The sequence below is a fragment of the Saccharopolyspora sp. 7B genome (assembly GCF_020177435.1).
GTDB classification, from domain to species: Bacteria; Actinomycetota; Actinomycetes; order Mycobacteriales; family Pseudonocardiaceae; genus Saccharopolyspora_C; species Saccharopolyspora_C gregorii.
In genome coordinates, this window is sequence record NZ_JAIUKC010000045.1 from 1 (window position 1) to 6,282 (window position 6,282).

At 71.7% G+C, this 6,282-nt stretch carries 4 protein-coding genes; 1 reads left to right on the forward strand and 3 read right to left on the reverse strand.

Features of this window, described 5'->3' with window-relative positions; all coding sequences use genetic code 11:
• From kdpB to kdpF, 3 genes are all read right to left on the reverse strand, one after another.
• Positions 1-2,174 (reverse strand): potassium-transporting ATPase subunit KdpB (gene kdpB / locus LCD33_RS08700; protein WP_224977705.1); only part of this gene is annotated, 2,174 nt, incomplete at its 3' end.
• Positions 2,171-3,832: a potassium-transporting ATPase subunit KdpA gene (kdpA, locus tag LCD33_RS08705; protein WP_224977706.1), complete on the reverse strand. Its 1,662-nt coding sequence runs from the start codon at positions 3,830-3,832 to the stop codon at positions 2,171-2,173. The genes kdpA and kdpB, both read right to left, overlap by 4 nt.
• Complete coding sequence (gene kdpF, locus LCD33_RS08710; RefSeq protein ID WP_224977707.1) at positions 3,832-3,927, reverse strand: K(+)-transporting ATPase subunit F; 96 nt, start codon at positions 3,925-3,927, stop codon at positions 3,832-3,834. Before kdpF ends, kdpA begins: the two co-directional genes overlap by 1 nt.
• Positions 3,928-4,387: 460 nt before the next feature.
• Here kdpF and asnB point away from each other — a divergent pair, with 460 nt between their 5' ends.
• A complete protein-coding gene (gene asnB, locus LCD33_RS08715) occupies positions 4,388-6,223 on the forward strand; it encodes an asparagine synthase (glutamine-hydrolyzing) (RefSeq protein ID WP_224958745.1) in 1,836 nt (611 codons plus the stop codon).
• The last annotated feature ends 59 nt before the right edge of the window (positions 6,224-6,282 follow it).

A 6,282-nucleotide genomic window follows, 5' to 3' on the forward strand; every position in this document is an offset into this window, starting at 1 on the left:
TTCCCGGTCTTCAAACAAAAAACCCCCCCGCGCGGGGTGGCCCCGGGGGGGGCCCCCCCCCCCCCCCCCCCCCCCCCCCGCCGGCCGCCCCCCCCCCCCGGGGGGGGGGGGCGCCCCACCACGAGGTCGATGAGCCAGATCCCCAAGAACGGGCTGAGCACGCCGCCGACGCCGAACAGCAGCAGGTTCCGCCGCAGCAGCGCCGCCGCGCTCGACGGCCGGTACCGCACGCCGCGCAGCGCCAGCGGGATCAGCACCACGATGATCAGCGCGTTGAAGATCACCGCGGACAGGATCGCGGAGGACGGCGTGGCCAGCTGCATCACGTTCAACCGGCCCAGCTGCGGGTAGATCGCGACGAACAGCGCGGGCAGGATCGCGAAGTACTTCGCCAGGTCGTTGGCGATGCTGAAGGTGGTCAGCGCGCCGCGGGTGATGAGCAGCTGCTTGCCGATCTCGACGATCTCGATGAGCTTGGTCGGGTCGGAGTCCAGGTCCACCATGTTCCCGGCCTCCTTCGCGGCGGCCGTGCCGGTGTTCATGGCGACGCCGACGTCGGCCTGCGCGAGCGCGGGCGCGTCGTTGGTGCCGTCCCCGGTCATCGCGACGAGCCTGCCGCCGTCCTGCTCGCGGCGGATCAGCGCCATCTTGTCCTCGGGCTTGGCCTCGGCGAGGTGGTCGTCCACACCGGCCTCGCGGGCGATGGCGGCGGCGGTGAGCGCGTTGTCGCCGGTGACCATGACGGTGCGGATGCCCATGGCGCGGAGTTCGGCGAAGCGCTCGGCCATGCCGGGCTTGACCACGTCGGAGAGCCGCACCACGCCGACGACGCGGAACGCGCCGTCCCGCTCCTCGGCGACGGCCAGCGGGGTGCCGCCGTCCCGGGCGATGCCGTCCGCGATGGTGTCCACTTCGGACTCGACGGTGCCGCCGCCCGCGCGCACCCACTCGCGGACCGCGCTGATCGCGCCCTTGCGGATGCGGCGGCCGGGCAGGTCGAGGCCGCTCATCCGGGTCTGCGCGGTGAACTCCACCGGTTCGCCGCCGTCCGGCCGGGCGGGGATCTCGTGGTGCTCGCGGCAGAACTCGACGATGCTGACGCCTTCGGGGGTCGGGTCGGCGAGGCTGGAGAGCACCGCCACCTCGGCCAGTTCGGCGTCGGTGGCCCCGCCGGCCGGGACGAGCTCGGTGGCGCGCCGGTTCCCGAAGGTGATGGTGCCGGTCTTGTCCAGCAGCAGCGTGTCCACGTCCCCGGCGGCCTCCACGGCGCGCCCGGACTTGGCGAGCACGTTGCGCTGCACCAGCCGGTCCATGCCCGCGATGCCGATCGCCGACAGCAGCGCCCCGATCGTGGTGGGGATCAGGCACACCAGCAGCGCGGTCAGCGTCACCACCGGCAGCAGCCCGCCGGAGTAGCCGGCCAGCGGCTGCAGCGCGGTCACCGCGAGCAGGAAGATGATGGTGAGCGTGGACAGCAGGATCGTCAGCGCGATCTCGTTCGGCGTCTTCTGCCGCTGCGCGCCTTCGACGAGCGCGATCATCCGGTCCACGAAGGTCTCGCCGGGAGCGGTGGTGATCCGCACGACGATCCGGTCGGAGAGCACCGTGGTCCCGGCGGTCACCGCGGACCGGTCGCCGCCGGATTCGCGGATGACGGGGGCGGATTCGCCGGTGATGGCGGATTCGTCGACGGTGGCGATGCCCTCGACGACGTCGCCGTCGCCGGGGATCACCTCGCCCGCTTCGACGACGACGCGGTCGCCGATGCGCAGGCCGGTGCCCGCGACCCGTTCCTCGCCGTGCTCGCCGATCCGGCGGGCGACGGCCTCGGACCTGGTGCGCCGCAACGATTCCGCCTGCGCGCGGCCGCGTCCTTCGGCGACCGCTTCGGCGAGGTTCGCGAACAGCACGGTGAACCACAGCCAGGCGGCGACGGCGATGCCGAAGGCGCTGGGCTCGACGACGGCGAGCGCGGTGCTGAGCACCGAGCCGACCCACACGACGAGCATGACGGGGTTCGCCGGCTGGTGCTTCGGGTGCAGCTTGCGCAGGGCCTGCGGCAGGGCGGCGAGCAGCTGCCGCGGCCGGAACGACCCGGCGGCGACGGCGCGCCCGCGCTGCGGGGATCGCCGGTCCCCGGCGGATTCCGGGGATTCGGTCAGGACGGCGGTCATGCCAGTGCCTCCGCGATCGGGCCGAGCGCCAGCGCGGGCAGGAAGGTCAGCGCGGCGACGAGGACGACGGTGCCTGCGAGCAGGCCTGCGAACAGCGGTCCGGTGGTGGGCAGCGTGCCCGCACCGGCCGGGATGCGCCGCTGGCGGGCGAGCGCCCCGGCCAGCATCAGCACCGCCATGATCGGCAGCAGCCTGCCGAACAGCATGGCCAGCGCCAGGGTGGTCTGGAAGAAGTCGTCGGTGGCGGTGAGCCCGGCGAACGCGCTGCCGTTGTTGTTGGCGGCGGACGCGTACGCGTAGAGCACTTCGCTGAGCCCGTGCGCCCCCGAGTTCGCCATCGCCCCGGACGTGGCGGGCAGCGCGATGGCGGCGCCGGTGCCGACCAGCACCAGCGCGGGCATCACCAGGATCGACAGCGCGGCGGCGGTGATCTCCCGGCGGCCGAGCTTCTTGCCCAGGTATTCGGGGGTGCGCCCCACCATCAGCCCGGCCAGGAACACGGCGAGCACCGAGAGCACGAGGATGCCGTACAGCCCGGAACCGACCCCGCCGGGCGCGACCTCGCCGAGCAGCATGTTCAGCAGCACCGCTCCGCCGCCGAGCCCGCTGAGGCTGTCGTGCGCCGAGTTCACCGCGCCGGTGGAGGTGCCGGTGGTTGCGACGGCGAACAGCCCGGACAGGTAGGTGCCGAAGCGCGCCTCCTTGCCCTCCAGCGCACCGCCCGCGGCGAGCGCCACCGGACCGTTCGGGTGCGCCTCGGCCCACCACACGACGGCCAGCAGCGCGGTGAACAGCCCGGCCATCACCGACAGCAGCACCCGGCCCTGCCTGCGGTCGCCGACCATGGTGCCGAAGGTGCGGGTCAGGCTCACCGGGATCAGCAGGAGCAGGAAGATCTGCAGCAGGTTGCTGACCCCGTTCGGGTTCGCGAACGGGTGGGCGGAGTTCGCGTTGAGCACGCCGCCGCCGTTGGTCCCGAGGTCCTTGATGGCCTCCTGGCTCGCGATCGGCGCGGTGGCGATGGTGTGCTGCTGCCCGTCGAGGCCGACGACGTGCAGGCCGGGCGCGAAGCTCATCACCGCGCCGAGCCCCACCAGCAGCACCGCGGCCACGGCCGCGATGGGCAGCAGGACGCGCACCACGCCGCGGGTGAGGTCCACCCAGAAGTTCCCGATCCGGTCGGTGCCGGAGCGGGTGAACCCGCGCACCAGCGCGACGGCGACGGCCATGCCGACCGCGGCGGACAGGAAGTTCTGCACGGTGAGCCCGGCCAGCTGCACGGTGTGCCCGAGCACCTGCTCCGGCACGTAGGACTGCCAGTTGGTGTTGGTCGCGAAGCTGACCGCGGTGTTGAACGCGGTGGCCGGGTCAACGGGACCGCGCCCGAAGTCCAGCGGCAGGAAGCCCTGCAGCCGCTGCAGCAGGTACAGCAGCACGACGGAGGCGAACGAGAACGCGAGCACCGCGGCCGCGTAGGTCGTCCAGCGCTGCCCGGCGTCGCCGTCGACGCGCAGCACCCGGTAGAGCCCGCGCTCCACCCGCCAGTGCCGGTCGTCGGTGTAGGCGCGCGCCATGTGGTCGCCGAGCGGCCGGTAGCAGACCGCCAGGGCGAGGACGAGGAGGGCGACCTGGGTGAGGCCGACCGCGAGGGAGGACATCAGAACTTCTCCGGCCTGATCAGGGCGAGGAACAGGAAGGCGATGAGCAGCAGCGCGAGCAGGCCGCCCGCGGCGTTGGCGAGGAGGGCGATCACAACCGCTCCAGACCGCGCAGGCTCAGCGCGAGCACGAGGAACCCACCGATCAGCACGAGCGCGCAGGCGAGGTCCGCCATCTCCGCGCGCCTCCTTCGATGCGGGGCGCCCCGGTGGCGCCGTCTCCCCCACTCAACGTCGTCGCGCGGGGCGCGGACAGGGCTGCTGACGGTGGTTTGACGCGGGGAGCGGCGGTCTTGACGCGCTGCTTACGCCGGCGGCGTCCGTGGTCCGTCCGGGTGAGGGCGTGGCGTCCCTCACCGCACGTCGGTACGGACCGCGTTACGACCGCGTTACCTGCCGCGATACGTGGGAACACCGGTGTCGCGCGTGGTTTTTCGACCGTTTTGGCAGGTCTGGGCGTTGTCACGCACCGAGTTCGACACCGCGGATTGGTTTCGTCGATGCAACAAAGTAGTTACCTTGACTAAGTAAGAACCTTCACGAAGGGAGCTACGCCATGTGCGGCATCTCCGGCTGGATCGATTTCCGCCGAGACCTCACCCGGGAACAACCGGTCATCGACGCGATGTGCGACACGATGGCCTGCCGCGGGCCGGACGGGGCGGGAACCTGGGTCCAGCCGCACGCGGCGCTCGGCCACCGGCGGCTCGCCATCATCGACCTGCCCGGCGGCGCCCAGCCGATGGAGGTCGACACCCCCGACGGCAAGGTCGGGCTCGTCTACAGCGGTGAGGCCTACAACTTCACCGAGCTGCGCGACGAACTCCGCCGCCGCGGCCACCGCTTCGACACCGACTCCGACACCGAGGTCGTGCTGCACGGCTACCTGGAGTGGGGCGCCGACGTCGCCGAGAAGCTCAACGGCATGTACGCCTTCGCCGTCTGGGACACCCGCACCGAGCAGCTGCTGCTGATCCGCGACCGGATGGGCATCAAGCCGCTGTACTACCAGCAGACCGAGAACGGCCTGCTGTTCGGCTCCGAGCCGAAGGCGATCCTGGCCAACCCCGAGGTGGAGAAGGTCGTCGACGCCGACGGGCTGCGCGAGCTGTTCTCCGTCACCAAGTCCCCCGGCCGGGCCATCTGGCAGGGCATGCGCGAGGTCGTGCCCGGCACCGTCGTCACCTTCGACCGCAACGGCCTGCGCGAGCACACCTACTGGAGCCTCGACGCCGTCGAGCACACCGACGACCAGGAAGCCAGCGTCGCGCACGTCCGCGAACTGCTCGACGACATCGTGCGCCGCCAGCTCGTCGCCGACGTGCCGCGGTGCCTGCTGCTCTCCGGTGGCCTCGACTCCAGCGCGTTGACCGCGCTGTCCGCCCAGCAGCTCGCCGCGCAGGGCGAGAAGGTCCGCAGCTTCGCCGTGGACTTCGTCGGCCAGACCGAGAACTTCCAGCCCGACGAGATGCGCGCGACCCCCGACGGCCCGTTCGTGCAGGACGTGCACAAGCACGTCGGCTCGCAGCACCAGGACATCGTGCTCGACCCGCAGGCCCTCGCCGACCCGGCCGTGCGCCGTGCCGCCGTGCAGTCCCGGGACTTCCCGATGGGCCTCGGCGACATGGACAACTCGCTGTACCTGCTGTTCAAGGCCATCCGCGGCCATTCGACCGTGGCGTTGTCCGGCGAGTCCGCCGACGAGGTCTTCGGCGGCTACAAGTGGTTCCACGACCCGAAGGTGCAGCAGGCGCGCACCTTCCCGTGGCTGGCCGCCTTCAACACCCAGCAGGCCGAGGGCCCCCGCGTCCTGGACAAGTCGGTCGCCGACACCCTCGACATCCCCGGCTACATCAGCTCGGAGTACGAGGCGGCCATCGCGGGCATGCCCACGCTCGACTCGGACAGCCCGTTCGAGGCGAAGATGCGGGAGATCAGCTACCTGCACCTGACCCGCTTCGTGCGGATGCTGCTGGACCGCAAGGACCGGATGTCGATGGCGGTGGGCCTGGAGGTCCGCGTCCCGTTCTGCGACCACCGGCTCGTCGAGTACGTGTTCAACGCGCCCTGGTCGCTCAAGACCTACGACGGCCGGGAGAAGAGCCTGCTGCGCGGCGCCTCCGCCGACGTGCTGCCGAAGTCCGTGGTGGACCGGGTGAAGAGCCCGTACCCGTCGACCCAGGACCCGGCCTACGCCGCCGAGCTGCAGAAGCAGGTCAAGGAGCTCATCTCGAACGGGGACCGGGCGCTGGAACTGCTCAACGCCGACTGGGTGCGCGAGGCCGCGAACCTCGATCCGTCCGAAGTGGACACCCCGACCCGGAACGTGTTCGAGCGCGCGCTCGACGTCTCCACCTGGTTCGACCTGCACAACCCGACCATCAAGCTCTGATCGAGCGCTGATCGGGCCGCTGGTCCGCCGCTCGGCCCGTCCTGCTCTGCGGGCCGAGC